The sequence below is a fragment of the Streptomyces sp. NPDC058576 genome (assembly GCF_042718715.1).
Classification (GTDB): Bacteria; Actinomycetota; Actinomycetes; order Streptomycetales; family Streptomycetaceae; genus Streptomyces.
On the sequence record NZ_JBHXPF010000038.1, the window covers coordinates 54,042 to 79,177 of the forward strand.

Below are 25,136 nucleotides of genomic sequence, written 5' to 3' on the forward strand. Positions count from 1 at the left end.
GCGGCTGGGGGGGGGGGGGGGGGCGGCCCACCGCGCGGCCGGGCCTTGACTTCCGCGGAAGTCCCCGGCCGCCCGTGTGTCCGCACCCTTCAGGGCACCGTCCGTTCTCGCCCCTATTCTCTCTAACAAGCGCTTGGTAGATTTCTGCGGAGGGCGCAGGGCTGCCGAAGAACCAGAGGCGAAGGGCGGACCATGGGCGAGTCTTGGGCGATGGACTTCACCGGACAGGCGGTGCTCGTCACCGGCGGCACCAGGGGCCTGGGGGCGGCGATAGCGCGAGCGTTCCTGGCGAGCGGCGCGGACGTGCTGGTCTGCGGGCGCGGGACGCCGGCCGCGCCGCCGTCGGCGGGCGGGCGCGAGGCCGCGTTCCGGGTGGCGGACCTGCGGGATCCGGTGGCGGCGGCGGACGTCGTCACGGCCGCCGCGGAGCGGTTCGGGCGGCTCGACGTGCTCGTGAACAACGCCGGCGGCTCTCCGGACGCCGACGCGGCAACGGTCTCGCCGCGCTTCGTGGAGAAGGTGGTCGCACTCAACCTTCTCGCCCCCTTCTACACGGCCCAGGCGGCGAACCTGGTGATGCGGGAGCAGCCGGGGGGCGGGAGCGTGATCAACATCGGCAGCGTCTCCGCCCACACCCCCCAGCCGGGCACCGCCGCCTACTCCGCGGCCAAGGCGGGCCTGCTCGGGCTCACCCGGGCGCTGGCTCTCGAATGGGCGCCACGCGTCAGGGTCAACCACATCACCGCGGGCCCCGTCCGGACCGAGATGGCCGCCGCACGGTACGGGGACGCCGGCGGGGGCGCGGTGGCGGGCGTCGTCCCGATGGGTCGGCTCGCAGAGCCGGACGATGTGGCGCGAGCCTGCCTCTGGCTGGCGTGCGACCTCTCCTCGTACATCACCGGCACCGACCTCGCCGTACACGGGGGCGGCGAGATCCCGGCCAGGTATGCGGTCGGCCACCGCCCCACACCCTCTTAATAGTCATCTTGACTCTAATCACTTTCCCCCTTTATCGTCGTCATGACGAAATCAAGGGGGTCCATCATGGCCGACATCACCCGGCGCTTCGGCTGGCGCCACCTGCGCTCCGCGCCCACCGCCCACATCCGCCACCACAAGCGCGGCAGTCTCGCCCACGACGGCCAGGGGCTCAGCTTCTGGTACCGGTCGCTGTCGGCGGCGCTGTCCGAAGTGCCGGTCGACGACCGGGAGCTGGCCATGGCGTTCCACGCCCGTACAGCCGACTTCCAGGACGTCACCGTGCAGGCCACCGTCACCTACCGGATCAGCGATCCTGCCGAGGCGGCGAACCGGCTCGACTTCTCCGTGGACCCGGACACCGGCGGTTGGCGCGGCGCCCCGCTGGAACAGATCGCCACCCTCCTCACCGAGACCGCGCAGCAGCACACGCTGGACGTGCTGGCCCGCACCCCGCTGGCGGCAGCCCTGGTCGACGGTGTCGCCTCCGTACGCGAACGGGTCGCCACCGGTCTCGCCGCCGAACCCCGGCTCCCGGCCACCGGCATCGACGTGGTGGCCGTGCGCGTCGTCGCGATCCGCCCCGAGGCCGAGGTCGAGCGCGCCCTGCGCACCCCGGCCCGCGAGCAGATCCAGCAGGAGGCGGACCGGGCGACCTACGAACGGCGGGCCGTTGCCGTGGAGCGCGAGCGCGCCATCGCCGAGAACGAGCTGGCCAGCCAGATCGAACTGGCCCGGCGCGAGGAGCAGTTGGTCGACCAGCGCGGGACGAACGCCCGCCGCGAGGCCGAGGAGAAGGCCGTCGCCGACGGGGTACGGGCCGAGGCGGAGGCGGCCCGCAAGGTCCGCCTGGCCCGGGCGGAGGCCGAGGCGGCGCGCGAGACGGGCGCGGCACGGGCCGAGGCGCAGGCCGCCTGGCTGCGGGTGCACGGAGAGGTCGATCCGGCCACGCTGCACGCCCTGGCGGCGACCCGGCTCGCGGAGAACCTGCCGCGCGTCGAGAGCCTGACCCTCTCCCCCGACGTCCTCACCGGCCTGCTCGCCAAGCTGGGCCGTCCGGAAGGCGGGGCGGGAGCGTGAGCCTGGCGCCCCGGGCGGTGCTCGTCCACCGGCGGACGGAGTACGAGGAGTTGCTCACCCGGCACGGGACACACGGACAGGCCGCGTTCTTCCTGTCCAGCCGGGGCCGCTCGATCGACGAGGTGGCGCGCCGCCACGAGGACACCCGGCAGGCGCTGCGCGAGGTGGCGGCGGCGGTGCCGCTCACCTGGCGCTCCACCCGGGTGGAGCGGGCGGACCTGGACCGCTTCCTCTTCGCCCCGGAGGACGTGGTGGTCGTGGTGGGCCAGGACGGTCTTGTCGCCAACACCGCGAAGTACCTCGCCGGGCAGCCGGTCGTGGGCATCGACACCGCCCCGGGGCGCAACCCCGGCGTCCTGGTCCGCCACCGTCACGCCGACGCGGCGGCCCTGCTGCGCGCCGCGACCGCCCCCGGGGGCACGGCGGATGAGCTGACCATGGTCGAGGCCGTCGCCGACGACACGCAGCGCCTCCTCGCCCTGAACGAGATCTATCTCGGGCCGCCCGGCCACCAGACGGCCCGCTACCGCCTGGGCGACGACGGCGAGAGCGCCACCGACGAAGCCCAGGCGTCTTCCGGGGTGCTGGTCGGCACCGGCACCGGCGCCACGGGCTGGCTCCGCTCGCTGTGGCTGGAGCGCGGCAGCGCGCTTCCCCTGCCGGCGCCGTGCGACCCGCGCCTCCTGTGGTTCGTACGCGAGGCCTGGCCCTCCCCGGCGACCGGGACGTCGCGCGTGGCGGGCGAACTGGGGCACGGTCAGGGGCTGCGGCTGACCGTGGAGTCGGACCGGCTCGTGGTCTTCGGCGACGGGATGGAGTCCGACGCCCTGGAGCTGACCTGGAGTCAGAGCGTGCGGCTGGGCATCGCGGAGAGAGCGCTGCGCCTGGTGATCTGAGCGTGCCCGCCCCGGCGGTTTCGCTACGGTGTTCCGTGCACGTCACCCGTACGCGTGCCCGCACAGGCACCGGAGAGCGGAGAACCAGCACCATGTCGGCCGACCCCGTCACCGAGCCCGCCCGCAACACCCGCCCGCCCACGGCACAGGCGGCCCTCGGAGTCGGGGTGATCGTGGAGGACGGCCGGGGGCGCGTCCTGCTGGGCCGGCACCACAGCGGTACGTGGGAACTGCCGGGCGGGAAGGTCGACGCGACGCACGAGTCGATCGCCGCGGCGGCTGTGCGGGAGCTGCGCGAGGAGACGGGCCTGGTCGTCGACGAGGTGTCCGTGGACGTCATCGCGATGGTCCACGACGTGATCGGCGGGATCAACCGCGTCAGCATGGCGGCCGTCGTCCGGCTCGTCTCCGGGGTCCCCGAGGTGACCGAGCCGCACCTCATCAGCGCCTGGCGGTGGACCGCGCCCGAGCAGCTGCCGGCTCCGCTGTTCGATCCGTCCGCGCAGATCCTGGCGGCCTGGCGACCGGAGCTGGGCATCACCCACCCGCCGGCACATGTCCTGCGGATCGCCGGATGCGGACCAATCGGACCAGCTGTATGAATAAGGGACCATCCGTGCGATCGGAGTAGGTCACCATGGACGATTACCCGCTTCTGAACCTCTTCCTGACCATGCTGTACCTGTTCCTGTGGGTCATGTGGTTCTTCCTGCTGTTCAAGGTGGTCACCGACCTCTTCCGGGACCACTCGCTGAACGGCTGGGCCAAGGCGGGCTGGCTGGTCCTCGTCATCCTGCTGCCGTACCTGGGCGTACTGGTCTATCTCATCGTCCGCGGGCGCAGCATGCACGAACGCGACGAGAAGCTGGCGAAGGACTCGGAGGCGGCGTTCCGGAAGTACGTACAGGATGCCGCGGGAAAGCAGGGCGAGTCCGGCGGCAGCGGTCATGTGCACGATCTGGCGAAACTCGCCGAGCTCAAGGACAAGGGCGCGCTCAACGCCGAGGAGTACGAGCGGGCGAAGGCGAAACTGCTCGCCTGAGCCCGGGCTCCCTGGGCTCCGGGCCGGTGACGGGGTTCCAGCGCGGGGAATGGACGTAGTCCCGCAGCTCACCCAGCCAGCGCCCGCCCGAGCGGTAGGCGGCGATGTGGCCGACCAGGCCGAGCACCGCCGGCGAGGACAGGCCGTCGGCGTCCTTCGGCGGGTGAGGTAGGCGTCCAGGCTCGCCGGGTCCCCGATGGCGCCGTAGGGGCCGGTGAGGGCGGGGATGTTGAAGGACTTGGAGGCGGAGGTGACGACCGCCCAGCGTCCGGGGCCGTCCGCGTGCCGCACCCAGGTGGAGAACGGTACGTGGGCGAGGTCGGCGTGGATCTCGTCGCTGATCACCGCGACGCCGTGCCGCGCGCACAGCGCCGCGATCCGGTCCAGCTCGGCTTCGGTCCACACGTGCCCGGTCGGGTTGTGCGGGGAGCACAGCAGCAGCACTGAGGTGTCGGCAAGCGCGGCGCTCCGCTCGAACTCCGCCCAGTCGCCGAGGGCGCAGCCACGCAGTTCCCGGCCGCGGGCGGCGACGAGCCGGGGGAAGGCGTCGTAGGCGGGGGTGTGCACGACGACGCCGTCGCCGGGCGCGGACCACAGGTCGATCAGCGCGCCCGCCTGGTACAGCACGGCCGGGGCGTAGGCGATGGACTCCGGGGCGACCTCGGCGCGGTACCGCTCCGCGAACCAGTCGGTGACGGCGCCCTGGAAGTCGGCGTGCCGTCCGCACTCCCGGTCTCCGGGTCCGGGTCGTTCTCGCGGCCCGGGGTCTTCAGGTCGAAGCGGATGATCGCCCAGCGGAACAGGAAGTAGTACCCGGCGAACCAGATCGCGGCGATCAACGGCACCAGGTACCACTTCGTGGTGATGCCCTGACTCCTCGCCGGGCGTGCCCTCCGCCCAAGAAGCTCGGTTATGTCCCGGAGCGCACCCCACCCGGGCAGCACGCTCCGTGACAGCGCTGCTTCAGCCGGAGACCGGCGGAACGCGGCGCTCCTCCACCTCGACGACTCACCCGCGGCCATCGACGCGGGCACCGGCGGAACCATCCGTCCCGCGGAGCAAGCAGATTCATCTGAACCCTTGACGTTGCTCTTTGGTGAAAACTACGTTTCCTCTCGCGGAAACTAACTTCCACTTTGTGGAATCACCCAAACGTCCGGTCGCCCGGCTCTCCGTCGCCCGCCTCCCCCGGCGCAGCACGACGGGCTCCGCCGCGACCCCCGACGAGGATCAGAGGGGCCGATCGATGACAGCAGTGGAGGAGCGTCCGTCCGAGGCGAGCGACGGTGCGACCAGTTCGACGCTCTACACCTACGATCTCGCCCCGACGAAGCGTGAGGGGCGGCGCTGGGGCGCGTACAACGTCTTCACGCTCTGGGCCAACGACGTGCACAGCCTCGGGAATTACGCGTTCGCGATCGGCCTCTTCGCGCTCGGGCTGAACGTGTGGGGCATCCTCGCGGCGTTCCTGCTGGCGTCGGTCCTGCTCTTCCTTCTGCTGACGCTCTCCGGCTTCATGGGCCACAAGACAGGCGTCCCGTTCCCGGTCATGAGCCGGATCGCCTTCGGGATCAAGGGCGCGAAAATACCGGCCGCGGTCCGCGGCATCGTCGCCATCGCCTGGTTCGGCATCCAGACCTACCTGGCTTCCGCGGTTCTGAGCGCCCTGCTCATCGCGATGTTCCCCGGACTGCGCGATCTCGACGCGAACTCCGTACTCGGGCAGTCGACGCTCGGCTGGATCACCTTCCTCGCCCTGTGGGCCCTCCAACTGCTCATCGTGAGCTACGGCATGCAGATGATCCGGAGGTACATGGCGTTCGCGGCCCCCACCACCCTCATCACCATGTGCGCCCTCGCCGTCTGGATGTTCGTGCGGGCGGACTGGTCGATCTCCGTGTCCGTCGACGCTCCGCTCGTGGGCGGCGAGATGTGGCTGCAGATCCTTCAGGCCGCCGCCCTGTGGGTGGTGATCTACGGGACGTTCGTGCTGAACTTCTGCGACTTCACCCGCTCCGCCAAGAGCCGTGGCTCGATCATCTGGGGCAATGTGATCGGCATCCCGGTCAACATGGTCTTCTTCGCGGTGATCGTGATCGTCCTCAGCGGGGCGCAGTTCAAGCTCGACGGGCGCGTCATCACCAGCCCCACGGACATCGTCCGGACCATTCCGAGCATGTTCCTCCTGGCGACGGCTTCCCTGGCGCTGATCGCCCTGACGGTCGCCGTGAACCTGCTGGCCAATTTCGTGGCGCCGATCTACGCGCTCATCGACCTCTTCCCGCGCCGGCTGAACTTCCGCCGGGCGGGCGTCGTGAGCGCCGTCGCGGGTCTGATCATCCTGCCGTGGAACCTCTACAACAGCCCGGTCGTCGTGAACTACTTCCTCGGAGGGCTCGGGGCGCTCCTCGGCCCGCTCTTCGGCGTGATCATGGCGGACTACTGGCTCCTGCGCAGGTCCCGGGTGAACGTGCCCGCGCTCTACTCCGAGGATCCCGCGGCCGACTACCACTACCGTCGCGGATTCAACCCCCGCGCCATCGCGGCCTTCGTCCCCAGCGCGGCCGTCGCCGTCGTCGTCGCGCTGGTCCCGTTCTTCCACGCGGCGGCCGGCTTCTCCTGGTTCATCGGGGCCATCCTCGCCGCCGCGCTGTACGCCCTGATCGCGGACCGAACGTCCGCGATGAGCGATGTCGACGGTGAGGCCATCGCCGTCGCAGCCGAATAGACCCCCGAGCGGAGAGACCGGATCATGCGCATCCTCGTCGTCAACGTCAACACCACCGAGTCGATCACCGCGTCGATCGGTGAGCAGGCGGCGTCCGCCGCCTCGCCCGGCACGGAGATCGTCCCCCTCACCCCGCTCTTCGGGGCGGAGTCCGTCGAGGGGAACTACGAGAGCTATCTCGCCGCCATCGCCGTGATGGAGACCGTGCGCGCCTACAGCGAACCGTTCGACGCCGTCATCCAGGCCGGTTACGGGGAACACGGCCGCGAGGGACTCCAGGAGCTCCTCGACGTCCCGGTCGTCGACATCACCGAGGCCGCCGCGAGCACAGCGCAGTTCCTCGGCCGCACCTACTCCGTCGTCACCAGCCTCGACCGCACCGTCCCGCTGATCGAGGAGCGGCTCCACGCCGCCGGGCTGAGCGATCGCTGCGCCTCGGTGCGCGCCAGCGGCCTCGCCGTTCTGGACCTCGAACGGGACGAGAAGGCCGCCGTCGCGGCCATCGCCGAAGAGGCCGGCCGGGCCGTCGAGGAGGACCGGGCCGAGGTGATCTGTCTGGGCTGCGGAGGCATGTCCGGACTCGCCGAACGCGTCGCCGAACGCACCGGGGCGCCCGTCGTCGACGGCGTCACCGCCGCGGTCACCATCGCCGAGTCCCTCGTACGCCTCGGCCTGTCCACCTCGAAGGTGCGCACCTACGCTCCGCCCCGGCCCAAGAAGTTCGTCAACTGGCCGCCCCCCGCCCGCTGAGCTACTCCGCCCCGGACTGCCGCAGAGAAGTCACGACCGAGAAAAAGAGAGAGGGCTGCCGTGCCCGACATCCAGTTGGTTCTGCGCTCGACCCGTGTGATCACCCCCGATGGCACCCGCCCGGCGTCGATCGCCGTCTCGGGAGGAAGCATCGCCGCGGTCCTCCCGTACGACGCCGAAGTGCCCTCGACCGCACGCCTGGAGGACGTCGGCGACCATGTCGTGCTCCCCGGTCTCGTCGACACCCACGTCCACGTGAACGACCCCGGGCGCACCGAGTGGGAGGGCTTCTGGACCGCCACCCGGGCCGCCGCGGCCGGTGGGATCACGACGATCGTCGACATGCCGCTCAACTCGCTCCCTCCGACGACGACGGTGGAGAATCTGCGGGTCAAGCAGGCGGTCGCCCGTACCAAAGCCCATGTGGACGTCGGCTTCTGGGGCGGCGCCCTGCCCGACAACGCCAAGGACCTGCGCCCCCTCCACGACGCCGGCGTGTTCGGCTTCAAGTGCTTCCTGTCGCCCTCCGGGGTGGACGAGTTCCCGGAACTCGACCAGTTGCAGCTCGCGAACTCCCTCGGTGAGATCACCGGCTTCGGCGGCCTGCTCATCGTGCACGCCGAGGACCCGCACCACCTGACCGCAGCCCCGCAGAGGAACGGGCGGAAATACGCCGACTTCCTGGCTTCCCGGCCCCGCGACGCGGAGAACACGGCGATCGAGAACCTCATCGCCCAGGCCCGACGCCTGGGAGCGCGCGTTCACGTACTGCATCTGTCGTCCTCCGACGCGCTGCCGCTGATCGCCGCCGCGAAGCGCGAGGGCGTCCGCGTCACCGTCGAGTCCTGCCCGCACTTCCTCACCCTCACAGCCGAGGAAGTCCCGGACGGGGCAACCGAGTTCAAGTGCTGCCCGCCGATCCGCGAGGCCGCCAACCAGGACACCCTGTGGGCCGGGCTCGCCGACGGCACCATCGACTGCATCGTCAGCGACCACTCCCCCTCGACCGCCGACCTCAAGACCCCCGACTTCGCCACCGCCTGGGGCGGCATCTCCTCCCTCCAACTCGGCCTCCCCGCCATCTGGACCGAGGCCCGCAAGCGAGGCCACAGCCTCGACGACGTCGCCCGCTGGATGTCCGCCGCACCCGCCGAACTCGCCGGACTGAACAGGAAAGGCGCCATCGAGGCCGGACGCGACGCCGACTTCGCGGTCCTGGACCCCGAGGCGACCTTCACCGTCGACCCCGCCCGGCTGGAACACCGCAACCGCGTCACCGCCTACGCCGGGAAGACCCTGCACGGAGTCGTCACGTCCACCTGGTTGCGTGGCCGGCGCATCGCTGATCACGACGGCGTCGGCGAACCCACCGGACAGCTCCTGCACCGCTGGGAGTGAGACGGACGAGCGTCATGGTGCTTACGGCCGGCGCTCCTCGGCGGGCGAGCACGGCGGACAATACAAATCGTAATGACAACCATTTTCATGTATCGTCGGCCTCGCTCACCGATCGCACCCGGAGGTCATCATGGCTGTACCCAAACGCAAGATGTCGCGCAGCAACACCAGGCATCGCCGCGCGCAGTGGAAGGCCACAACGCCTCAACTGGTGACGGTCACCGTGGACGGCACTCCCCACCTCGTCCCCCAACGGCTCGCCAAGGCCTACGAGCGCGGCCTGCTCCGCCCCGAAGGCTGACGCCACACGCCTGACGCAGGAGTCCGGGCAGGCCTTTTCCGCGGGAAACGCCGAACAAACAGAATGCACCCCTGGAAGCAGGGGTGCATTCTGTGTGCTCGGATGGTGCACGCGAAGCGGTCAGTGGTCGTCCCAGTGGCCTTCGTGAGCCGCGTGCCGGTGGCCGTCGTGCGCGTAGTCCATGTGGTCACCGTGGGGAATCGCCACATGTCCACAGCCCTCGCCGTGTGCGTGGGCGTGTCCGGAGTGCTCTCGATGACCGTCAACCTCGCACTCATCCACGTGGCCGTCGTGCTCACGGTGCAGATGCCCGTCGTGCACATAGTCGACATGGTCGGCGTGAGGGACCGCGACGTGCCCGCAGCCCGTAGCGTGCACATGGTCATGACCGGGATGCGGCTGATGTTGCAGGGATGTCGCCACTTCACTCATCTCCATCAATTCAGACCACCGCCCCATTTCGTGACGGCAGCCGCCAACACCCTTCCTGTCTATACCCTCGCGGCCGAGGCTGCCACAGAGAACACGCATCGACGAGCAGGCCAATTGCGTAGAGTGCTATCGATAATGATTATCGGCGCTATATCCGAGTGTGAATGCATTTCACCGATTCCCCTCAGCACAGCTCCCCCAGGAGCCATTACATGACAAGAACCGAACCGTGCCCCCGGGCAGGCCTCAACTCGTCCCCATGAAGGGGGTTCCCAGAAATAATCAGGGCCGGTTTCGGATGTCTCCGAAACCGGCCCTGATCTACGACTGTCTCCAGTCGGGACGACAGGATTTGAACCTGCGACCCCTTGACCCCCAGTCAAGTGCGCTACCAAGCTGCGCCACGTCCCGCCGCGTTTCCTCCCGGTTCTCCCGGGTGGCCGCGCACGGCAAACATTACCTCACTCCGAGGACCGTATCGACGCCCGTGCCTGTTGGGCGCGGGCGGCCAGCGCCTCGGCGCCGCAGGCCATGGCCTGCTTCTGGGCCCGGGCCAGCTCCCGGTGCGATCCGATCGCGATGCCGTAGTCGACGCGGGCGAGGGCGTGCTCGTAGGCGGAGGAGGACTTCTCCAGATGCCCCACCGCCTCGGCGAGCAGTTGGGCGGCCCGCTCCGGGGGTGCGAAGAGGGCGACGCAGCGCAGGGCCTCGCCCAGGGCGGTGGGCGTGCCGAACCGTTCGGCGTGGACGCGGTTCCGGGCGGCGAGGTGCGCCGCGCGGGCCGGGTCGGTGTCGGCCAGGGCCCGCGCCAGGTCGCCGGCCCACGGGGCCCAGATGCCGTTGAAGCGTTCGCGCGGCTCCAGGGCGGCGCCCGCCGCTTCGAGCTCGGCGATCGCCTCCTCGTTGCGGCCCTCGGCCAGCAGCAGGCGGCCCCGCACGCACGGTCCGTCGGGCAGCACCATGGCGCTGGGGTAGGGCGGGCCGAAGTCGTAGCGGTCCGCGATCTTGCGGGCCTCGTCGGTGCGGCCGCGGGCCAGCAAGGTGTCGATGAGCAGGCAGGCCGCGTCCCAGTGCACGGGCAGGCCGGAGCCGACGCGGTCGGCGAGGCGGAGCCCTTCGCGCAGGAAGCCTTCGGCCTCGGCGAGACGGCCGCGGCGTCGGTGGACCATGCCGAGCAGCGTGTGGGCGAACGCCAGGTGCGCGCCGCTCCATCCGGAGATCTCGAAGGCCCGGACCGCTTCGCCGAAGAGGCTCTCGGCGCGGTCCAGCTGGTCGACGAAGGTGTAGGCGATGCCGACCATGGTGGGGAGTTCGAAGCCCCACTCGGAGTCGGTCCAGCCGAGGCCCCGGGCGGGGCTGCCGTCGATCAGGGCGCGTTCGCAGAGGTCGACGATGAGCTGGGCGTTCTCACCGCGCAGCATGGCGTCGAAGGCGCGCAGGGTGAGCAGGGCCCGTTCGGAGTTGTCGCGGCCCTTGAGGTGGTCGGCGTTGCGGGTGAGCCGCCGGGAGCGGGCCGGCCCGTCGTCCTCGGCGGCCTGCATGCCCTCCCACATGAAGTGCGCGGCCTGAAGCCGCATCAGCCCGGGGCCGGGCGCGGTGCGCGCGGCCTCCGCGGCCAGCGACAGCGCCGCGTCCTTGAGCTGGTTGTTGTGGGCGAGCGCGGCGGCGAGCCGGAAGGTGGCGTCGACCCGCAGCCCGTCGTCCAGCCCCGGCATGTCGAGGGCCGCGCGCAGGTGCTGGACCGTGGTGGGCGGTGAGCTGAGCAGCGTCGCGCAGCCCAGCTCGTAGAGGAGGACGGCCCGGTCCTTGGGGCGCGGCGGCTCCTCCAGGGCCCGTTCCAGGCAGCGTCGGGCCGCTTCGGGCGCGCCGACGGCGAGATGCTGGCCCGCGGCTTCCCGCAACTGCGCGACCAGTTCCTGGTCGTCGTCCGGGTGTACCTCCAGGAGGTGCCGGGAGGCCGCGGCGGCGCCGAGACCGGCCCGGGTGATCGCCCAGGCGGCGCGCCCGTGCATGGCGGTGCGGGTGGCCGGCGGGATCGAGCGGTAGACCGCGGTCGCGATGAGCGGGTGGACGAACTCCAGCGGGTCGAAGCCGCTGACGATACGGGCGTCGCGCAGCCGGGCCGTGCAGTCGGCGGCCTCCGCCGAGCTCATACCGGCGAGCGTGGCGGCCAGTTCCTGGGAGATGTCGGTGCCGAGGACCGCGGCGGCCCAGGCGAACCGGTTGGCGTTCGTGCCGAGCCGCTCCAGGCGGGCGACGAGCCCGCTGCCCCGGGCGGACGCGCCGAGCTCGCGCAGTTCGCCCGCCGATTCCTCCACCGGCGGCAGTTCGCGGTCCTGGACCTTGGCGACCAGCTCGACCGCCTCGTACGGGTTGCCTCCGGTGACGGCCCACACCTCGCGGCAGAACGGGTCGTCGGCGTGATCGCCGAGGCCCGCCCGGACCAGTACGGCGGTGGCGTCCGGGGTCAGGGCCCGCAGGGCGACCCGGGTCACCGTGCCCTCGCCGCCGAAGCCGCGCTCGGCCTCCCGGTCGGCGATGTAGTTGGCGTCGCGTTCGGCCAGCTCCTGCGGGCGGTGCGCCTGCACCACCAGGACCGGCAGTTCACCGAGGCGGGCGGTGAACGAGGCCAGCCAGGCGAGGGATTCGCCGTCCGCCCAGTGGGCGTCGTCCACGATGAGCAGCAACGGCCGGTGGCTGAGCCGGGAGGCGAGCCGGCCGACGACGTAGTCCAGGCCGTCGCGCACACCCTGCGGGTCGGGCTGCGGTCCGCTCGGCTCGGCCAGCCCCAGAGCGGGGGCGGTGGTCTCGTACCAGTCGCCGAACAGGGCTCGGGTCTCGTCCGGCGGGAACTGGTCGAGGGCGGGCTGGAGCAACTGCCGTACGACGTGGAACGGTACGGACGTGACGGTCTCGCCTCCCCGGGCGGACCACACGGTGCAGCGGTCGGCGGCCATCGCCCGGATCTCGGCGAGCAGCGCCGTCTTCCCGATTCCCGCCTCTCCGCTGAAGACCAGGAGCCCGCCGACGGCCTGCGCACCGCACAGGGCGTCCACCGCCTCGGCAGCGGCGGCGAGTTCCGGTTCACGCTCGTACAACGGCCGGGACGGCTTCATGCCCACCCTTCCCACAGAGGCAGTCTTCTCGACGGTCGAGCCTAGTCGTGCGCGGGTGCTCGCCGACAGGGTTCGCACGATTCCTTGCAGGTGCGGGGCACAATCGAGTAGTGAACGAGACGCGCAGAGACCGCGATGCCGAGGGCCGGGCGCGCAACGCGCGCCCCCGTGACGGACTGGGGCGCCCCTTGCCGTACGGGACGCCCGGCGTCGAACGACAGCCGGAGGGGGTCGTCCGCACGCCTCCGGAGACGCTCCGGGAGGCGCAGCGGCTGCTGGACGCGGGGATGCCGTTCCACGCGCACGAGGTCTTCGAGGACGCCTGGAAGTCGGGGCCGGAGGACGAACGCGAGCTCTGGCGGGGGCTGGCCCAGCTCGCGGTGGGGCTGACCCATGCCGCGCGGGGCAACACCGCGGGCGGGGCGCGGCTGCTGCGCCGGGGGGCGGGGGCGCTGACTCCGTTCGCCGGGTCCGGGCCGCACGGGATCGCGGTCGCCGCACTGTCCGACTGGGCGCGGGAGTTGGCGGGCCGGGTGGAATCGGGCCCGACGGTCGACGCGGCGGCCGAGGCGCCCCGCCTGCGGGGGTAGCTCGAAGGGCGGGACCGGGAACGGAAAGGAAACCGGGTCCGGGGCGGGTCCGGGAGCGGAAGGTCCGGGTCCGCGAACCTGGGCTCCGCGCAGCAACTACGATCCGGCTCCATGAGCACTTCTGACCAGGATCAGGACCAGGACCAGCACCGGGACGCGGACGTTCCGATAGCGGGCGCCGCCGCGGAGGCGGGGGCCGGGACGAAGACCGAGGCGGAGCCGGGGGCGCAGGGCGATGAGCTCGACGTACCGGACGGTCAGGGCGAGAAGAGACTCACCCCGCGCCAGGCCCGCCGACTGCGGATCGTCCTCTCCTCGGTGGGCATGGCGGCGATGGCCGTCGTGCTCGGGCTGCGCATCGCGAGCCGCTCATCGGTCCTCGTCGTCGGCGTCTACGGGCTCGCGCTCATCCTGTGCGGCGTGGTGATCGAGCTGAGCAGGAACGGCCGCACCCGGCTGGCCAGCTGGCTGCTGGGAGCGGGGTTGCTGGCCGCCGTGGGAGCGGACTGGCTGCTGCTTCCCTGACCCGGCGGCCGGTGGGGCAGGAGCCGTGCGGCCGGTGGGGCAGGGGTCGCTCGGCCGGTGGGACTGCGGCCGGGCGGCCGGGCGGCCGGACAGGAACGTGGCCGGGCGGGCTCAGATCAGCAGCAGTTGGAGTCCGCCGACGACCGTGGCGCCGATGACGATCCGGTCGAAGACCTTCTGGTTGATCCGGTCGACGCACGCGCGGCCCAGGTAGGCGCCGGGCAGGACGAACAGCAGCAGACAGGCGTCGAGCAGCAGGGACTGGGCGTCGATCAGGCCGAGTCCCACGCTGAACGGCACCTTGGACACGTTCAGGATCAGGAAGAACCAGGCCGAGGTGCCGAGGAAGCCGAGCTTGCGGAAGCCCGCCGAAAGCAGGTAGAGCGACATCACCGGCCCGCCGGCGTTGGCGACCATCGTGGTGAACCCGCCGAGAACGCCGTAACCGCGCGCGGCGGTCCGGGAGGTGCCGCCGCCACCCTCGGTTTCGGCCTCTTTCCCAGCCTCCTTCTCCGCGTACCGGCGACGCCACAGGGTCACCCCCGTCATGAACAGCAGGATCGCGCCGATGGAGGTGCGGACGGCCGCGTCGTCGGCCCACAGCATGAACACGGTGCCCGCCACCACGCCCACCGCGACGGCGGGGAACAGCCGGAGCAGGGTGGGCCAGTGGGCGTGACGGCGGTAGACGCGTACGGCGAGGAGATCGCCGACGATCAAGATCGGGAGCAGCACTCCGGTCGATTCGCGGGCCGGAAGAACGGCCGCGAACACCGCGAGGCTGATCGTATTGGCACCGCTGACGGCCGTCTTGGAGAAGCCGACGAGGGTGGATGCCGCCGCGAGGGCGGCCAGTTGCCAGAGGCTGATGGTGTCCATGTCGGGAAAGATGGTAAGCGCACGGATTTTCCGGCGCGGGCCCCGGGCCCTGACCTCCCCCACCGCTCCCCGATGAGCGTTTGATCGATTGAGCCCGCGTGTGATCGATCTATTGACCGTCTTAAGGCAGCCGATCAGGATTCCGGCATGACCGCCTCCTCTGGTGCCGCCCTACTCGGACTCCCCCCGGACGACCGCACGTCGAGCCCGTACACCGGCTACACCCGCGCCCACTGGGAGGCGGCCGCCGACGGGATGCTGGAGGCCGCCTGGAAGCGGGCCACCCCGGGTGGCGCCCGGCTCGACCTGCCCGGGCCCCCGTCGCGCTCGGGGGTCCGCTCCGATGGCCTGGAGGGATACGCCCGTACGTTCCTGGCAGCCGGTTTCCGGGTCGCGGGGGCGGGCGGCAAGGACCCGAACGGACTGCTGGAGCGGTACGCGGACGGGCTCGACGCCGGTACGCGGACACCTGGCCGGGACGACGCGGAGTCCTGGCCGCTGATCCTGGACCACCATGTGCAGGGGCAGCCCATGGTGGAGTCCGCTTCGGTGGCCCTCGGCCTGCGGCTCACCCGGCCCTGGCTCTGGGACCGGCTGACGTCCGGCGTACGGGACCGGGCGGAGCGGTGGCTCCGGGGTGCGCTGCGGCACGTTCCGGCGGGCAACAACTGGTATCTCTTCCCGTACACCGTCGCCGGGTTCCTGGAGTCGGTGGGCCGGGGCGACGCGGAGACGGCACGGGCCCGGGAGCGGGCGCTGGAGCTGCTGGAGCACTGGTACCGGGGCGACGGCTGGTACGCCGACGGGGACGGGCGCGCCTTCGACCACTACAACGGCTGGGCGCTGCACCTGTATCCGCTGCTCGACGCCCATCTGGCGGGCGACGAGCAGGAGTCGGCGCGGCACGGGGCGCGGTTGCGGGAGCATCTGAAGAGCCTCTCGCTGATGTTCGGCGGCGACGGGGCACCGCTGCACTTCGGGCGCTCGCTGACCTACCGCTTCGCGGCGAGTGCAGGGGTGGGTCTGGGCGCGGTGACCGGGCATACGCCGCTGGCCCCGGGGGTCTCGCGGCGGGTGGTCAGCGGCTCTCTGCGGTATTTCCTGGACCGTGGTGCGGTCGGGGGCGACGGGCTGCTGAGCCTCGGCTGGCACGGCCCGCACCCGGCGACGCTGCAGACCTATTCCGGTCCCGCGTCCCCCTATTGGGCCTCGAAGGCTTTCGTGACTCTCCTGGCTCCCGCCGAGCACCCTTTGTGGGCGTCGCCGGAGGAGGCGGCTCCGAGCGAGGGCCCCGACCGGGTGCTGTCCGTTCCCGCGGCGGGCTTTCTGGTGCAGTCGACGCGGGCGGACGGCATCGTGCGGCTGCACAACCACGGCAGCGACCATGTCCGCCCGGACGAGGGCGAGTCGGCGGCCGACGAGGACCCGCACTACGCGCGCCTCGCGTACTCCACCGTGACCGGGCCGACCTCGGCGGCGAACCCGGCCGACAACCATCTGTCGGTGACGGTCGGCGGAGCGCGCAGCGCCCGGCGTCGTATCCATCCGCTCGGGTGCGGACACGGAGAAGGCTGGGGCTGGGCGGCCTCCTGGCACCTGCCGGTGTTCCCGACGGGCCCGTCCACCGTCCCCGGGCTGCGGGTGGAGAGCGTGACCGTGGCGCGCGGCCGCCACGAACTGCGGGTGCACCGGGTGCTGGGCGCGCCGGACGGGGCACGGGCCGAGCTGACGGGGTGGGCGACCGACCCCGGCGGCCCGGTGAGCTCACGGTTGCGGGGGCTGCACGGGTGGGAAGCCTCCGAGGACGTGCGGGCCCCGCAGGGAACGGCGTTCACCCCCTGGGCGACCGTGCCCCGGCTCGCCGCCGAGGTGACCGGCACGGTGGTCCTGGCCGCCCTGGCCTCCCTCACCGCCGATCCGGGAGCCGCCCTGCCGGACGCGGGGTCGGACGAGGTGGTGGACCGGGTGGAGGTGGCCGGTGACACGATCGAGGTGCGCTGGGCGGAGGACGGGACGCGGACCCGTATCGCCTTCGGTCGGGGCACGGTGACGGTCGATCGCGACTAGGGCCTTTCGTTTGGATCAGCGGGCAGGCCACAGAAAGATGCCTGCGATGTGGAGTGCGGCCAGATGGACGGCGGCGGTCTTCTCGTAGCGGGTGGCGATGCCTCGCCACTGCTTTGTGGGCAGTCCGCCACGGGACCGACCGATGGCATGGTCGACCGGTTCGCCGGCCGACGCCCCCGTTTTCGGGCCCCAGCCGCGTGCTGATGCGTGCGCACGATGGTGGTCCGGAACGCGAAGGCAATCGCGTCGATCACCTGCCGGTGATCCCGCCATCTGCCACCCCGTTTCGAAGTCCGGTCAGGAAGTAGCGGCTCGATCCGTGCCCACTGTGCATCGGTCAACGACATGACCTGACAACGAGTACATCGTTGCCGGATGCCCATCTATTCAGCCACGTCCGGCATCTGACGCCGCGCCTCCGAGATCCACAACCCTTCACCGCCGCGCGTCATGGACTCTTCACACCCCTCGGCTGCATCCTCCAGGTACTCCAGCCGGGCCTGTCTCAGACTCAGGCTGCCGTTGGGCCCACCACGTACGACGTGCGCATCCGCGTCGTCCTGGCCGTCGTCCTCCCATCCGCACTCCGGACAGATCTCGAAGTTGGCCCGTTCCTCCAGGGTCCTCTGGTAGCAGCAAGGGCACGCGATGAGGCTGTCACCGGCGTTGGTCGACAGACTGGAGAACAGTTCTTCAGAGGCCATGGCCGACATCATCGCGCCCTCGCCGCACTGATCCAAGCGAAAAGCCCTAGGGCCTGTCCGGTCCTGATCCGCCGGACACGCCCTGGATGCCCCGGGCCCTACGTGTCCGTCCGGAACACCACCACCAGCGTCCGGGGCCCGTGGACGCCCTCCACCCGCTCCAGCTCGATGTCCGAGGTGGCGGACGGTCCGCTGATCAGCGTCGTCGGCCGTTCGGGCACCAGGCGCGCCACCGCTTCCGGCACGCCGACTTCGACGGTGGAGAGGTCGACGACGCACACGTGCAGATCGGGGACGAGGGACAGGGCCCGGCGCCCCTGGCCGGGCGAACCGTCCAGGAAGATCGTGCCGGTCTCGGCGCAGCCGGCGGCCGAGGCCGTCACCACCGCGTCCAGGGTGTCGAGTTGGGCCGGCGGGACACCGGCGTCGTCCTGCCGCACCTCGCCGTCGTACCCGGCGAGCCAGCGCGCGTCCAGCCCGGCCGGCACGCCGACGCGGCGCACACCGTGCTCCCGCAGGACCTCGCCGACGACCTCGGCGGTGCGGTCCGCCGTACAGGGGTGCACCCGTGCCCGGTAGTCGACGAGCCGGTCGGTGAACAGGGCGAGGCGGTCGTCGTCGGGAAGGACCCGGCCGGTGCGGTAGTCGCGCGGGACGACGACGGCCGGCGTCGGAGCGAGCGCGAGGGCGTCGCGGATCCGGCCCAGCACGGTGTCGCGGGCACTGCTCATGTCGCGTCCTCCTCATCGCAGGCGCTGTTCTGCTCGGCGGCCGCGGCCCGCAGGGCGGCCCGGCCCTCGTCGGACGCGAACCAGGTGCGGAAGGTCTCGCGGGGCGGGGCCGCGGTGTCGCGGCTGTCGCTCCAGCCGCTGAGCGGCGGGGGCAGCCGGGAGATCGTGCCGTCGCGTCCGGCGACGGCGCGGCCGAGGGCGGACGCCTTCTGCGCGGTGGTGTAGAGACCCGGGCGGCGCATCACGGCGGCAGCCGCCTTCATCGCCAGCTTCTCCGGTGTGACGCCGGTCTGTTCGGTGTGCTGGTGGCGCAACTCCACCAGCATCGACGGGATATCGATCTTCACGGGGCAGGCGTCGAAGCAGGCCCCGCAGAGGCTGGAGGCGTACGGCAGGGAGCTGTTCGGGTCGTCCTTCGCCGCGTGCATGCCGGCCAGTTGCGGAGTGAGGACGGCGCCGATGGGTCCGGGGTAGGTCGATCCGTAGGCGTGGCCGCCGGTCCGCTCGTACACCGGGCAGACGTTGAGGCATGCGGAGCAGCGGATGCAGTTGAGGGCCGCGCGTCCGGTCGCGTCGGCGAGGGCGGCGGTGCGCCCGTTGTCGAGGAGGACCAGGTGGAAGTCCTGCGGTCCGTCGCCGGGCGTCACTCCGGTCCACAGCGAGGTGTAGGGGTTCATCCGCTCCCCCGTCGAGGAACGGGGCAGGAGTTGGAGGAAGACTTCCAGGTCCTGGTAGCGCGGGAGGACCTTCTCGATGCCCATCACGGTGATGAGGGTGTCGGGCAGGGTCAGGCACATGCGCCCGTTGCCCTCGGACTCGACGACGGCCAGCGTGCCGGTCTCGGCGACACCGAAGTTCGCGCCGGAGACGGCCACCTTCGTGGTCAGGAACTTCTCGCGGAGGTAGCCGCGCGCGGCGGCGGCGAGGTGGGCGGGGACGTTGTCCAGATCCGGGTCGACGCCGGGGATCCGGTCGAGGAAGATCTGCCGGATCTCGTCCCGGTTGCGGTGGATCGCGGGGACCAGGATGTGCGAGGGCTTGTCGTGGGCGAGTTGCACGATGAGTTCGGCGAGGTCGGTCTCGTACGGGGTGATGCCGACGGACTCCAGATGTTCGTTGAGTCCGATCTCCTGGGTGGCCATCGACTTGACCTTGATGACCTCGTCGCTGCCCGTGGCGCGCACGAGCCGGGCGACGATCTCGTTGGCCTCGGCGGCGTCGCGCGCCCAGTGGACGGTGCCGCCGCGCTCGGTGACCTTGCGCTCCAGCTGTCCGAGCAGTTCGGGCAGCCGGTTCATGGTGTCGGTCTTGATGGCGGATCCCGCGTCGCGCAGGGCCTCCCAGTCGGGGAGTTCGCCGGTGACGCTCAGGCGTTTGGCACGGATGGTAGCGGTGGCGCGGCCGAGGTTGCGGCGGAGCTGGTCGTTGCCCAGTTCGTCATGGGCGGCGCGGGGGAAGGCCTGGTCACCGCGGAGGTTGCCGGTGCCGTACGGGGAGCGGGGAGGCGGGGCGGGCATGCCGAGGAACGTGCTCATACGGAGGCCTCCGTCAGGACGTCGGGCGTGGTGCGGGTCGCGGCGAGGATCCGGGCGAGGTGCAGGGTGCGGGTCCCGGACCGGATCCGGGAGAGCCCGCCGCCGATGTGCATCAGACAGGAGGAGTCCCCGGCGGTGCACACCTCCGCCCCGGTGGCCCTGATGCTGTCCATCTTGTCGTGGAGCATCGCGGTGGACGTCTCGGCGTTCTTGAGCGCGAAGGTGCCGCCGAATCCGCAGCAGGAGTCGGCGGCCTGCAGTTCGACGAGGTCGATCCCCTCGACCGCGCGCAGGAGGCGCAGGGGCTTGTCGCCGACGCGGAGCATCCGCAGGGAGTGACAGGTGGGGTGGTACGTCACCCGGTGCGGGAAGTACGCGCCGACCCGGGTGACGCCGAGGACGTCCACGAGGAGTTCGGACAGCTCGTACGTCTTCGCGGCCACGGAGTCCACGCGGGCGCGGAGGGCGGCGTCCCCGTAGCGGTCGGCGACGATCCGGTGCTGGTGCCGGACGGAACCGGCGCACGAACCCGACGGCATCACGACCGCCTCGATCGAGGAGTCGCCGAACCCGTCCGCGAAGTTGCGTACCAGGGGGACGGGTTCGCGCTGGTAGCCGGTGTTGATGTGCATCTGCCCGCAGCAGGTCTGGCCCGGCGGGAACACCACGTCGTGGCCCAGGCGCGTGAGCAGGATCGCGGTGGCCTTCACCGCGTCGGGGAAGAGCGTGTCTCCCAGACAGGTGGCGAAGAGTCCGATGCGCATGGGGCCTCCCCGGTCGGGTTCACCGCGGCGGTCTCGGCTGTCCGTCGCGTTTCACCATGAGGTTTCTATGGTCGGACCATACTAGGCACGGGCCGTCGAAGGGAACGTCCGGCGGTGCGTGCCGCACGAGGAGTCGGCCCGGGCCGGGCCTCTGCGGTGCGGTGAGCCCTGCGGGGCGGTGGACCTACGACGCGGTGGACCTACGACGCGGTGGACCTACGGGGCGGTCGGTCCTACGGGGCGGTCGGTCCTTCCACCAACGTCCCGTGCAGTCCTCGGATATGCCACTCCACCAGGTCCGCGGCCTCCTCGCCGCTCCCCTCCCGCACCAGAGTGAGGAGCGTCCGATGCTCGGCGTTGAGAGCGCGCGCGGTGGCCGGCCAGTCCTCGGCGGCTTCCAGGGCGCGCAGGATCAGCGGCCGCACGGACTCGCGTACGGCGGAGGTCAGCGTGGACGTCAGAGCGTTGCCGGAGCTGCGGGCGATGAGCACATGGAAGCGGGTGTCCAGGTCGTTGAAGGTGCTCACGGTGATCCCCGGTTCCGCCATCCCCGCCACCAGCTTCTCCGCCTCGTCGAGGTCCTCGACGGGTGCGTGGCAGGCGGCGGCATCGAAGCTGGACCGTTCCAGGACCACCCGGGCCTCCAGAACGTCGTGCAGGCTGTAGCTGCCGAGGGCGAAGTGCAGCCGGAGCAGTCTGCCCAGGGCGTCGTCCGGGTTGCGTACGATCCGGGCCCCGGCGTCGGGTCCCCGGCCGGGCTGGGCCACCAGGACGCCGATGGTCTCCAGCACCCGGAGCGCCTCGCGCAGGGCGGAGCGGCTGACGCCGAGCACCGGGGCCAGTTCCCGTTCGGGCGGCAGCCGGTCGCCGGCCCGGAGCTCTCCGGCGAGGACCTGTTCCTCGATGCTGCGGAGCACGAGCTCATGGGTACGGGACTGCTGCACGGGCTGCCATTCGACGGGCATCCGTCACTCCCTGGCTCGGCCGGATCCGGACATGCAGCCTATGTCACACCGACCATGTGGTCGGACCTCAGGCGCGTCGGCTCGTCCGGTGCGCGCGCAGGCCCCGCCCGGAAGTCCGGACGAGGCCTGGCACCGGCCGGAAGGAGGCCGGAGGGGCGGTGCATGCGGGGCACCGCCGGGAGATGGGGCGCGGGTCGGGGCACGCCGGGTCGGCGCGTCGCCGGGGCAGCCGACGCTAGCGGGTGCCGGGGATGTCCCGCCCGTGCGGGCGCCCGCGCTGCGGGTCGAAGAGCTGGGCCGCCGCTCCGGAGACGATCAGGCCTGCGGCGATGAGGAGGCCGTGGCCCATGGCGATGCCGATGCCCAAGGCGGCGAGTCCGACGGCGAGCCACAGCCAGGCGTTGCGACGGCGGTACTCCCGCGGGGAGCACGGGGTTCCGCCGGACATCGCCTCGGCGAAGCCGGGATCGTCGTGACGCAACTGCTCCTCCAGATCGCGCAGCCGCTCGTCGTACGTGGGCATGGCCTCTCCCTCCCGGCCCGGAATCCCTCGTGGCTCCTGGGGCCCCCGATCCCCGGGCGGTGCGGCACGGGGCAGGCCCCCCCCGGGGCCCTGGACCTCATAGTCGCCGGGGAGGGCCTTAGGGGGCCATCAGGGACAGCACCCATATCCGGGGGTGCGCACCATGCAGACGAGGGCGGGCGACCGGGCGCAGGGAGGGATCCGGACAGCCACATGACCAGGCGACGGCGTGCGCCCTCCCCGCAGCGGCGTCATGACCAGGCGACGGCGTGTGCCCCTCCGCAGCGGCGATAGTGGAGGCTGTCAGCGAGCCCGCGGCCGACCCGACCCCCGAAGGAGCCGTTCGACCGTGTCCCTGTTCTGGCGGATCTTCCTGCTCAACGCGGCCGTGCTGGTCGCGGCAGGCGCACTGCTCCTGCTCGGGCCGATCACCGTCTCGACCCCGGTCCTGCTGACCGAGGCCATGATCCTCACCGGCGGCATCGCCTTCATGCTCGCGGCCAACGCGGCTCTGCTCCGGCTCGGACTCTTCCCGCTCCAGCGGGTCACCCGCGCGATGACGACCACCGATCTGCTGCGTCCGAGCCCGCGCCCCGAGGTCGCGGGGCACGGTGAGATCGCCGCGCTGATCGAGACGTTCAACACGATGCTGGACCGGCTGGAGGCCGAGCGTGCCACCAGCAGCGCCCGCGCCCTCTCCGCGCAGGAGGCCGAGCGCCGCCGTGTGGCGCAGGAGCTGCACGACGAGGTCGGGCAGACGCTGACCGCGGTTCTGCTGGAGCTGAAGCGGGTCGCCGACCATGCCCCGGAGCCGCTGCGCGGGGAGTTGCGGCAGGTCCAGGAGATCACCCGGGGGTCGCTCGACGAGATCCGCCGGATCGCGCGCCGGCTGCGGCCGGGGGTGCTGGAGGAACTGGGCCTGGTGAGCGCGCTGACGGCGCTGATCACCGAGACTCCGACACCCGACGGGCTGACGATCCGCCGCCAAATGGGAAAGGAACTGCCGGAGTTGGGCACCGAGGCCGAGCTGGTCGTCTACCGGATCGCGCAGGAAGCCCTCACCAACACGGTCCGGCACGCCCGCGCCACCCACCTGGAACTCTCGCTTCGGCGCACCTCCGACGGGGTCGAACTACGCATCCGCGACGACGGCCGGGGCCTCGGGGACGTCCCCGAGGGGGCCGGCCTGCGCGGTATGCGTGAACGCGCTCTGCTGATCGGCGCCGAGGTCTCCCTCGGTCCCGGGCCGCAGGGCGGCACCGAAGTACGTCTCGATGTGCCCGTCCCGAACGGAAACAACGGAAGCAACGGAAGCAACGGAAGCAACGGAAGCAAGTGACCATGCCCACCTCACCGTCCATCGCCACGCCTTCCACCAGAGCCGCCGCGCAGACCCGCATCCTGCTGGCGGACGATCACGCCCTCGTGCGTCGGGGCGTCCGGCTGATCCTCGACGGCGAACCGGACCTGACGGTCGTCGCCGAGGCCGGCGATGGTGCCGAGGCCATCGAGATGGCCCGCAGCGAACGCCCCGACCTGGTCATCCTGGACATCGCGATGGCCCGCCTCACCGGCCTCCAAGCGGCGCGCGAGCTGTCCCGGGTCATGCCCGGCCTGCGCATCCTTATGCTCACGATGTACGACAACGAGCAGTATTTCTTCGAGGCGTTGAAGGCGGGGGCGGCCGGATACGTCCTCAAGTCGGTCGCGGACCGGGATCTGGTGGAGGCCTGCCGGGCGGCGATGCGCGACGAGCCGTTCCTCTACCCGGGCGCGGTGACGGCGCTCATCCGCAACTTCCTCGACCGCGCCAAGGACGGCGAGGACCTGCCGGCGCGGGCCATCACCGAGCGCGAGGAGGAGATCCTGAAGCTGGTCGCCGAGGGCCACTCCTCGAAGGAGATCGGCGAGCTGCTCGTCATCAGCGTCAAGACGGTGGAGCGGCACCGCGCCAACCTGCTCCAGAAGCTCGGCCTGAGGGACCGTCTGGAGCTCACCCGCTACGCGATCCGCGCCGGGCTCATCGAACCCTGACCGGGGTCGGCGGGCGCGAGCAGGCAGGCAGGTAGGTGCGAGCCAGGCGGGTGTGCGCACCAGCGAGCACCGTCGGTTCATGTGATTCTCACCCGATCCGCATAAGGTGCCCCCGTGACCCAGATGACCCCGCCCGGCTGGCATCCAGACCCCGGGCACTCAGGCAAAGGCCCCGCTCAGGAACGCTGGTGGGACGGAGCGCAGTGGACCGGCCACGTCCGCGCGTCACCCGGCGCGGCGCGCCGTCGTGGGATCCGTATCGGCGTCGGCGTGACGGTCGGCGTGGTGGTGCTCGCCGCCATCGGAGGCGGCGTGTATCTGCTGGGCGAGGACAGGGACGGCGGCCGCCCGGACACCGTGGCCTCCTCGCCGTCCGGCGCCCCCGAGCTGCCGGGCGCACCGGAGGGCGACAACAAGGACGGCGGACAGGGCGGCGAAGGCAACGGCGGGGAGGACGGGGAAGGCCAGGGGCCGGGTGAGCAGCTCCCGCCGACCGAGCCGGGCTTCGCCACGGACCTGACCGCCGGGATCAGCCTTCCGGTACCCGAGGGGTGGAAGGGAACATCCGGGGCGGTCGGGGCGGGACTGACGACGGGTGAGCACGCGTGCCCCGGCGACACCGCGGAGACCTGTGTGCGGGGCGGAATCTTCTCGGCCCCGGCGGCTGCCATGAAGCTCACCGCCAGGACACCGGAGGAGGCGGCCAAGAAGGACATCGCCGTCAACGCCAAGGAATCCTACGGCGGCAAGAGCTACGGGAAGATCACCTCGCACGAGGAGCTGAAGTCCGAGGCCGTCACGGTCGCGGGCGGCAAGGGGTACGTCGTGCGCTGGAAGGTGGTGACGGAGAAGGGCGACGACGGCTACGTGGAATCGCTGGTGTTCCCCTCCCCCACCTCCAAGGACATGCTCGTCGTGGTCCGGTCCGGGTTCGACGTGAACAAGGACGCGCCGAAGCTGTCCGTCCTGGACGAGATCACCGGCGGGATCAAGCCCGCGTCCGGCGCCGGAGGAGGCACCGGCGGGGCGGTCTGACCCGCACCACCCCGCCCCACACCCCCACACGCCACACGGAACGGCGGGGCCCGGACGTCCGGG

Annotated in this window: 24 protein-coding genes, 1 tRNA gene and 2 pseudogenes; 15 read left to right on the forward strand and 12 right to left on the reverse strand. The window is 71.5% G+C overall.

From position 1 onward, the window contains the following. The first annotated feature begins 192 nt into the window (after nt 1-192). From ACFWRV_RS24500 to ACFWRV_RS24520, 5 genes are all read left to right on the forward strand, one after another. Nucleotides 193-978, forward strand: a complete 786-nt coding sequence (locus tag ACFWRV_RS24500) for an SDR family oxidoreductase (protein WP_384337883.1) — start codon at nt 193-195, stop codon at nt 976-978. A 66-nt stretch (nt 979-1,044) separates the two neighbouring features. After that, the gene (locus tag ACFWRV_RS24505) at nt 1,045-2,058 is read left to right on the forward strand and encodes an SPFH domain-containing protein (RefSeq protein ID WP_384337884.1); all 1,014 of its coding nucleotides are present in this window, start codon (nt 1,045-1,047) and stop codon (nt 2,056-2,058) included. Next, nucleotides 2,055-2,954 (forward strand): hypothetical protein, encoded by a 900-nt coding sequence (locus tag ACFWRV_RS24510; protein WP_384337885.1) that lies wholly within the window; start codon nt 2,055-2,057, stop codon nt 2,952-2,954. The genes ACFWRV_RS24505 and ACFWRV_RS24510 overlap by 4 nt, the downstream gene beginning before the upstream one ends. Before the next feature lie 92 nt (nt 2,955-3,046). Then, nucleotides 3,047-3,556 (forward strand): NUDIX hydrolase, encoded by a 510-nt coding sequence (locus ACFWRV_RS24515; RefSeq protein ID WP_384337886.1) that lies wholly within the window; start codon nt 3,047-3,049, stop codon nt 3,554-3,556. A gap of 35 nt (nt 3,557-3,591) precedes the next feature. Next, nucleotides 3,592-3,996, forward strand: a complete 405-nt coding sequence (locus ACFWRV_RS24520) for an SHOCT domain-containing protein (protein WP_384337887.1) — start codon at nt 3,592-3,594, stop codon at nt 3,994-3,996. A gap of 234 nt (nt 3,997-4,230) precedes the next feature. On the opposite strand, the pseudogene ACFWRV_RS24525 reads toward ACFWRV_RS24520, so the two are convergent. Then, nucleotides 4,231-4,929, reverse strand: a pseudogene (locus ACFWRV_RS24525) (aminotransferase class I/II-fold pyridoxal phosphate-dependent enzyme); the annotation flags it as partial. A 313-nt stretch (nt 4,930-5,242) separates the two neighbouring features. Between ACFWRV_RS24525 and ACFWRV_RS24530 the strand changes: the two are divergent. The 4 genes from ACFWRV_RS24530 (at nt 5,243) to rpmF (ending at nt 9,173) form a co-directional block, all read left to right on the forward strand. Then, on the forward strand, nt 5,243-6,724 hold the full coding sequence (locus ACFWRV_RS24530) for an NCS1 family nucleobase:cation symporter-1 (RefSeq protein ID WP_384337888.1): 1,482 nt from the start codon (nt 5,243-5,245) through the stop codon (nt 6,722-6,724). Between the two features lie 24 nt (nt 6,725-6,748). Next, complete coding sequence (locus ACFWRV_RS24535; RefSeq protein ID WP_384337889.1) at nt 6,749-7,474, forward strand: aspartate/glutamate racemase family protein; 726 nt, start codon at nt 6,749-6,751, stop codon at nt 7,472-7,474. Between the two features lie 60 nt (nt 7,475-7,534). Then, nucleotides 7,535-8,872 (forward strand): allantoinase AllB, encoded by a 1,338-nt coding sequence (gene allB, locus ACFWRV_RS24540; RefSeq protein WP_384337890.1) that lies wholly within the window; start codon nt 7,535-7,537, stop codon nt 8,870-8,872. Between the two features lie 130 nt (nt 8,873-9,002). Next, complete coding sequence (gene rpmF, locus ACFWRV_RS24545; RefSeq protein ID WP_384337891.1) at nt 9,003-9,173, forward strand: 50S ribosomal protein L32; 171 nt, start codon at nt 9,003-9,005, stop codon at nt 9,171-9,173. Between the two features lie 120 nt (nt 9,174-9,293). Here rpmF and ACFWRV_RS24550 read toward each other — a convergent pair whose 3' ends face one another. From ACFWRV_RS24550 to ACFWRV_RS24560, 3 genes are all read right to left on the reverse strand, one after another. Continuing rightward, a complete protein-coding gene (locus tag ACFWRV_RS24550) occupies nt 9,294-9,605 on the reverse strand; it encodes a hypothetical protein (protein WP_384337892.1) in 312 nt (103 codons plus the stop codon). A gap of 337 nt (nt 9,606-9,942) precedes the next feature. Then, nucleotides 9,943-10,016, reverse strand: a tRNA-Pro gene (locus ACFWRV_RS24555). Nucleotides 10,017-10,066: 50 nt separating this feature from the next. Then, the gene (locus ACFWRV_RS24560) at nt 10,067-12,721 is read right to left on the reverse strand and encodes an ATP-binding protein (RefSeq protein ID WP_384337893.1); all 2,655 of its coding nucleotides are present in this window, start codon (nt 12,719-12,721) and stop codon (nt 10,067-10,069) included. 110 nt (nt 12,722-12,831) lie between these two features. Here ACFWRV_RS24560 and ACFWRV_RS24565 point away from each other — a divergent pair, with 110 nt between their 5' ends. Further along, complete coding sequence (locus tag ACFWRV_RS24565) at nt 12,832-13,311, forward strand: DUF309 domain-containing protein (RefSeq protein ID WP_384337894.1); 480 nt, start codon at nt 12,832-12,834, stop codon at nt 13,309-13,311. A 111-nt stretch (nt 13,312-13,422) separates the two neighbouring features. Next, nucleotides 13,423-13,836, forward strand: coding sequence for a hypothetical protein (locus tag ACFWRV_RS24570; protein ID WP_384337895.1), 414 nt, complete (start codon nt 13,423-13,425; stop codon nt 13,834-13,836). A 111-nt stretch (nt 13,837-13,947) separates the two neighbouring features. Here ACFWRV_RS24570 and ACFWRV_RS24575 read toward each other — a convergent pair whose 3' ends face one another. After that, entirely contained in the window at nt 13,948-14,715 is a 768-nt protein-coding gene (locus ACFWRV_RS24575) for a sulfite exporter TauE/SafE family protein (protein WP_384337896.1), read from the reverse strand. A 147-nt stretch (nt 14,716-14,862) separates the two neighbouring features. Here ACFWRV_RS24575 and ACFWRV_RS24580 point away from each other — a divergent pair, with 147 nt between their 5' ends. Beyond that, entirely contained in the window at nt 14,863-16,782 is a 1,920-nt protein-coding gene (locus ACFWRV_RS24580) for a DUF2264 domain-containing protein (RefSeq protein ID WP_384337897.1), read from the forward strand. A 111-nt stretch (nt 16,783-16,893) separates the two neighbouring features. On the opposite strand, the pseudogene ACFWRV_RS24585 reads toward ACFWRV_RS24580, so the two are convergent. The 7 genes and pseudogenes from ACFWRV_RS24585 to ACFWRV_RS24615 form a co-directional block, all read right to left on the reverse strand. After that, nucleotides 16,894-17,129 (reverse strand): annotated as a pseudogene (locus ACFWRV_RS24585) (transposase); the annotation flags it as partial. 36 nt (nt 17,130-17,165) lie between these two features. Next, nucleotides 17,166-17,486: a CPCC family cysteine-rich protein gene (locus tag ACFWRV_RS24590; protein ID WP_384337898.1), complete on the reverse strand. Its 321-nt coding sequence runs from the start codon at nt 17,484-17,486 to the stop codon at nt 17,166-17,168. A 98-nt stretch (nt 17,487-17,584) separates the two neighbouring features. Next, nucleotides 17,585-18,217 carry a lactate utilization protein C gene (locus tag ACFWRV_RS24595; RefSeq protein ID WP_384337899.1) on the reverse strand — a complete coding sequence of 211 codons (633 nt, stop codon included), beginning with the start codon at nt 18,215-18,217 and terminating at the stop codon, nt 17,585-17,587. Further along, complete coding sequence (locus ACFWRV_RS24600; protein WP_384337900.1) at nt 18,214-19,752, reverse strand: lactate utilization protein B; 1,539 nt, start codon at nt 19,750-19,752, stop codon at nt 18,214-18,216. Before ACFWRV_RS24600 ends, ACFWRV_RS24595 begins: the two co-directional genes overlap by 4 nt. After that, on the reverse strand, nt 19,749-20,516 hold the full coding sequence (locus ACFWRV_RS24605; protein ID WP_384337901.1) for a (Fe-S)-binding protein: 768 nt from the start codon (nt 20,514-20,516) through the stop codon (nt 19,749-19,751). Before ACFWRV_RS24605 ends, ACFWRV_RS24600 begins: the two co-directional genes overlap by 4 nt. Before the next feature lie 233 nt (nt 20,517-20,749). Continuing rightward, nucleotides 20,750-21,481 carry a FadR/GntR family transcriptional regulator gene (locus ACFWRV_RS24610; protein WP_384337902.1) on the reverse strand — a complete coding sequence of 244 codons (732 nt, stop codon included), beginning with the start codon at nt 21,479-21,481 and terminating at the stop codon, nt 20,750-20,752. 235 nt (nt 21,482-21,716) lie between these two features. Further along, nucleotides 21,717-22,004 carry a DUF3040 domain-containing protein gene (locus ACFWRV_RS24615; protein WP_384337903.1) on the reverse strand — a complete coding sequence of 96 codons (288 nt, stop codon included), beginning with the start codon at nt 22,002-22,004 and terminating at the stop codon, nt 21,717-21,719. Nucleotides 22,005-22,353: 349 nt separating this feature from the next. Here ACFWRV_RS24615 and ACFWRV_RS24620 point away from each other — a divergent pair, with 349 nt between their 5' ends. The 3 genes from ACFWRV_RS24620 (at nt 22,354) to ACFWRV_RS24630 (ending at nt 25,073) form a co-directional block, all read left to right on the forward strand. Next, complete coding sequence (locus ACFWRV_RS24620; RefSeq protein ID WP_384337904.1) at nt 22,354-23,343, forward strand: HAMP domain-containing sensor histidine kinase; 990 nt, start codon at nt 22,354-22,356, stop codon at nt 23,341-23,343. 2 nt (nt 23,344-23,345) lie between these two features. Beyond that, nucleotides 23,346-24,038 (forward strand): response regulator, encoded by a 693-nt coding sequence (locus ACFWRV_RS24625; RefSeq protein ID WP_384337905.1) that lies wholly within the window; start codon nt 23,346-23,348, stop codon nt 24,036-24,038. A gap of 123 nt (nt 24,039-24,161) precedes the next feature. Then, nucleotides 24,162-25,073 carry a DUF2510 domain-containing protein gene (locus tag ACFWRV_RS24630; RefSeq protein ID WP_384337906.1) on the forward strand — a complete coding sequence of 304 codons (912 nt, stop codon included), beginning with the start codon at nt 24,162-24,164 and terminating at the stop codon, nt 25,071-25,073. Nucleotides 25,074-25,136 lie beyond the last annotated feature (63 nt).

Excerpts from the sequence above, each read along its gene's own strand:
- rpmF (WP_384337891.1), top strand. The coding sequence starts at position 9,003 with ATGGCTGTACCCAAACGCAAGATGTCGCGCAGCAACACCAGGCATCGC.
- ACFWRV_RS24610 (WP_384337902.1), bottom strand. The coding sequence starts at position 21,481 with ATGCCCGTCGAATGGCAGCCCGTGCAGCAGTCCCGTACCCATGAGCTC.
- ACFWRV_RS24530 (WP_384337888.1), top strand. The coding sequence starts at position 5,243 with ATGACAGCAGTGGAGGAGCGTCCGTCCGAGGCGAGCGACGGTGCGACC.
- ACFWRV_RS24515 (WP_384337886.1), top strand. The coding sequence starts at position 3,047 with ATGTCGGCCGACCCCGTCACCGAGCCCGCCCGCAACACCCGCCCGCCC.
- ACFWRV_RS24580 (WP_384337897.1), top strand. The coding sequence starts at position 14,863 with ATGACCGCCTCCTCTGGTGCCGCCCTACTCGGACTCCCCCCGGACGAC.
- ACFWRV_RS24605 (WP_384337901.1), bottom strand. The coding sequence starts at position 20,516 with ATGCGCATCGGACTCTTCGCCACCTGTCTGGGAGACACGCTCTTCCCC.
- ACFWRV_RS24575 (WP_384337896.1), bottom strand. The coding sequence starts at position 14,715 with ATGGACACCATCAGCCTCTGGCAACTGGCCGCCCTCGCGGCGGCATCC.
- ACFWRV_RS24595 (WP_384337899.1), bottom strand. The coding sequence starts at position 18,217 with ATGAGCAGTGCCCGCGACACCGTGCTGGGCCGGATCCGCGACGCCCTC.
- ACFWRV_RS24590 (WP_384337898.1), bottom strand. The coding sequence starts at position 17,486 with ATGGCCTCTGAAGAACTGTTCTCCAGTCTGTCGACCAACGCCGGTGAC.
- ACFWRV_RS24505 (WP_384337884.1), top strand. The coding sequence starts at position 1,045 with ATGGCCGACATCACCCGGCGCTTCGGCTGGCGCCACCTGCGCTCCGCG.
- ACFWRV_RS24570 (WP_384337895.1), top strand. The coding sequence starts at position 13,423 with ATGAGCACTTCTGACCAGGATCAGGACCAGGACCAGCACCGGGACGCG.
- ACFWRV_RS24560 (WP_384337893.1), bottom strand. The coding sequence starts at position 12,721 with ATGAAGCCGTCCCGGCCGTTGTACGAGCGTGAACCGGAACTCGCCGCC.
- ACFWRV_RS24550 (WP_384337892.1), bottom strand. The coding sequence starts at position 9,605 with ATGAGTGAAGTGGCGACATCCCTGCAACATCAGCCGCATCCCGGTCAT.
- ACFWRV_RS24535 (WP_384337889.1), top strand. The coding sequence starts at position 6,749 with ATGCGCATCCTCGTCGTCAACGTCAACACCACCGAGTCGATCACCGCG.
- ACFWRV_RS24520 (WP_384337887.1), top strand. The coding sequence starts at position 3,592 with ATGGACGATTACCCGCTTCTGAACCTCTTCCTGACCATGCTGTACCTG.
- ACFWRV_RS24625 (WP_384337905.1), top strand. The coding sequence starts at position 23,346 with ATGCCCACCTCACCGTCCATCGCCACGCCTTCCACCAGAGCCGCCGCG.
- ACFWRV_RS24630 (WP_384337906.1), top strand. The coding sequence starts at position 24,162 with ATGACCCCGCCCGGCTGGCATCCAGACCCCGGGCACTCAGGCAAAGGC.
- ACFWRV_RS24615 (WP_384337903.1), bottom strand. The coding sequence starts at position 22,004 with ATGCCCACGTACGACGAGCGGCTGCGCGATCTGGAGGAGCAGTTGCGT.
- ACFWRV_RS24500 (WP_384337883.1), top strand. The coding sequence starts at position 193 with ATGGGCGAGTCTTGGGCGATGGACTTCACCGGACAGGCGGTGCTCGTC.
- ACFWRV_RS24600 (WP_384337900.1), bottom strand. The coding sequence starts at position 19,752 with ATGAGCACGTTCCTCGGCATGCCCGCCCCGCCTCCCCGCTCCCCGTAC.